The sequence below is a fragment of the Variovorax sp. P4_D9 genome (assembly GCF_056401695.1).
The window spans coordinates 1-2870 of record NZ_JBFUIU010001003.1; the positions used below are offsets into that span (position 1 = coordinate 1).

3 protein-coding genes are annotated in these 2870 nt (G+C 65.8%); 1 reads left to right on the forward strand and 2 read right to left on the reverse strand.

The window, feature by feature from the left end:
* Both AC1DY5_RS49880 and AC1DY5_RS49885 read right to left on the reverse strand, forming a co-directional pair.
* A partial coding sequence (locus tag AC1DY5_RS49880; RefSeq protein ID WP_478121716.1) for a DUF5666 domain-containing protein occupies positions 1 to 1200 on the reverse strand: 1200 nt, incomplete at its 3' end.
* A gap of 143 nt (positions 1201 to 1343) precedes the next feature.
* A complete protein-coding gene (locus tag AC1DY5_RS49885) occupies positions 1344 to 2168 on the reverse strand; it encodes a DUF6502 family protein (protein WP_478121718.1) in 825 nt (274 codons plus the stop codon).
* Positions 2169 to 2666: 498 nt separating this feature from the next.
* Between AC1DY5_RS49885 and AC1DY5_RS49890 the strand changes: the two genes are divergently transcribed.
* On the forward strand, positions 2667 to 2870 hold a 204-nt coding region (locus AC1DY5_RS49890; RefSeq protein WP_478121717.1), incomplete at its 3' end, for a hypothetical protein.

Sequence of the window (2870 nt, forward strand, 5' to 3'; positions counted from 1 at the left end):
AAGCACGCCGTTCAGGACTCGTGTGCCATGGACATGCACCTTGACGCCGTTGCCGAGATTGGCCGCAGTGCCGTTGCTGAAGTCCACGCCCGGGCTCGCGGCGTTTACAGGCTGTCCCTTGACCCGGAAATCGGCGGCTGAACGGAAGGAGCCAATGGTTCCGATCAGGTCGAACGAAGCCGGCCCGCCAGTGCCTGGCACATGCCGTATCTTCAGCTTCGTCGCCTTCAGGATGCCGTTGGCGATGCGTCCGCCGACCTCGACCTTGACGCCATTGCCGATTGACCCTGGGGGACCGCCAGTGATTTGTGCGGCCGAGGCGTCGACCTGCAGGCCCAGCACGCTCAGGGAAGCCGGGCCTGCAAAGTTCGTCACCAGGCCCGCGATCTGCGCAGTCGTGCCCTCCGTCCTCGGCACCGGGTACCACCACTGAACCGATGTCGCGGCCAGGCGGCCTTGGAACAAGGTGTCCGCCCGCACGCGAACGACGGTCCCGTCTGCCAGCGGCTGGCCGTCGAGACTGCCCGATTGCACGGCAGCCCCGTAATCGACGACCAACCCTCCGAGCGTGAAGGCGTGGGCTGCCGCGTCGAGGCCCTGCACGGTCCCCGTGAGAATGAACGCGGCGGGGTCGTGCTGCTCGACACGCGTGGCGCGCAGCACTCCGCTCGGCCCGGGCAGACCCCAGACCTGCAGTGTCTTGCCGGCTGGGATCGCCGCGAGGCCCGAGGCGTCGGCCCACACGGTAGCCTCGTCCGTGGTGACCGTGGTTCCGAGAATGATGAAACTGCCCTGCTGCACGTCGACCGCCAGCAGCGGGCCGCGAAGGTCCGCGGCTGAGTCCACGCGCCGGGCGATGCCGCTCGTGAAATCGGGGTTGACCGGGCCGGTGACCTTCACGGTCATGCCCAATTGCAGCCCGGCCGGGGCGTCCTGGATATTGCCCACAGCCTGGGCCGTGTCGTAGCGCAGACCGCTGACGAAGATGCTGCCCGCCCCATCGACTGCGCCGACGCTGGTGGCGTCAGCGGTGCTCACGCCCGTTCCCCCGGATCCAACGCCCGATCCATCGTCGACACTCGAAGCCGTGGTGGTCGAGCCGCTCGCGGCATCCGCCGCAATGCCGCCCAGACCGCCGCCTGCGGGGCTAGAGACGCCAGCGGCGCCAGCATCGCCGGAGGAGCCGTTGGTCGCGCCCATCAGGCTGCCATTGGCATTTGCAAGCGATGGGCTGCTGCYGGCGCTGCCAAAWAGGGCACCACCGCCCCCGCCGCCCCCACCCCCGCARGAGAGCAGTAAGGCAGTGGACAGCGCTACGATCCCGGCGCGGAGTAGGTGGCTGGTCATCCTGCTTTCCCTGGTGCTCTTGATCGTGGCTCTGGCTCTGGTGCCGCAGCCTCAGCTGCGGTGTCTTCATAGTAAGTGTAGATGCCGACACGGATGCGGCCTGTCGCGCCYTCGTCGGCGGCGTTGTAGGCGCGCGTCATTTCATGGGTCAGCGCATGGTGCAGTCCCGTCCAGCGTTCCCGCACGAACTGATGAAYGCGCTCGCAGTCGTCCAGCGAGATGCCACCGGCGAACACCGATCGCTCGAGAAGGGGCGCCTTCGTGCCCAGCGTGTTCGACACGCCGGCCAGCAGGTGGTCGCGTGTGTTGTCGCCCAGGAAGGCGAGCATCTGCTTCAGGTCGTTCGCGGGAACGAAGCCGCCCGTGGCGAGTTCGGCGCGGCCGCCGGATTCAGTCACCATGCCAAGGCGCACCAGTTCGTCCAGGATGGCTCGGTGGTGCACGTCGCCACGGCTCGCGTGCCGGGCCAGCGCTTCGAACGAGGGCCCGTCTCCTTCGGCCGCGATCGGCAGCGAGCGCAGTGCGGAGTCGTCCGCGTACGCCTGCAGCCACAGCGTGAGGGTCTTCGCTTCGGCCGACATCTCGGAGCGCGGCAGACTTTCTTCAGGCTCCCGCACCTTGGCCGTGACCGCCTTGCGGTTCAATCCCGTGGTGACCGACAACTGACTGATGTTCGGCTCGGTGCCCTTCTCGACCCAGGCGCGGCGCGCTTCGTCGAGCAAGAGGTCGCGCAACAGAATTTCCAGATGGCCGTGCTTGATGCCGTAAGCGACGGCGAGGCGAATCATGGGCCGAAAGACGCGTGCGCAGGCAGTCAGCACCCAGTCCGCCTGGCCTTGTGTGGGCTGAGCTATGGCATCTGGCAGCGACGGCTGCGCCGCTTCATGCTTCGCGTTCTTCAATCCAMTGCGTTTGAGGACCATAGAGCCTGGTTCGCCACGCTACGGCTTGGGCGAGCCAAAAGACACGGCCCGGGACCCATAGCTGATCGCGTTGATCAGCTGGCACGTCGTGGACGACTTCATCGGAGTGCCGCAATCTCGACTCGATGCGTTTCGCAAGATCTTTTGCAACTCGATTCTCCGCGTTCCCCGAGAGCCATTAACCGATCGTTACCAATGGGACATATGCATGAGCGTCTGTCTTACAAATTCGGCACCATCACTATAAGACAACGGTATTAAATGTGAAACCTTCCCACACAAACCCTCGAGGAAGAAATGTTGAATACCTCGCGTACCGCCATACCCCCCAGCATGGACCCTGGCCGAGCGGCGCCGAGTGCGCGAAGCAGGGGAAGCGCATCCCGAAGCTCGCCGGTGATTGCCGAGATGAGCGCACGCAGGGCCTGGACCGCGGCTGTGAACCTGCGAAAAGCGATCCACCTGCGAATCGTCGCCGCGTATCGCAGCCAACTCGAAGGCCTCGGGCCGGGGCCGTCGGACGTGGATCTGCGACTGTTCGCCAGGATTGCCATCGCGGAAGAGAGGCTCCGGCGGGTCCTCGAGCGGGCGAAGGTGCAT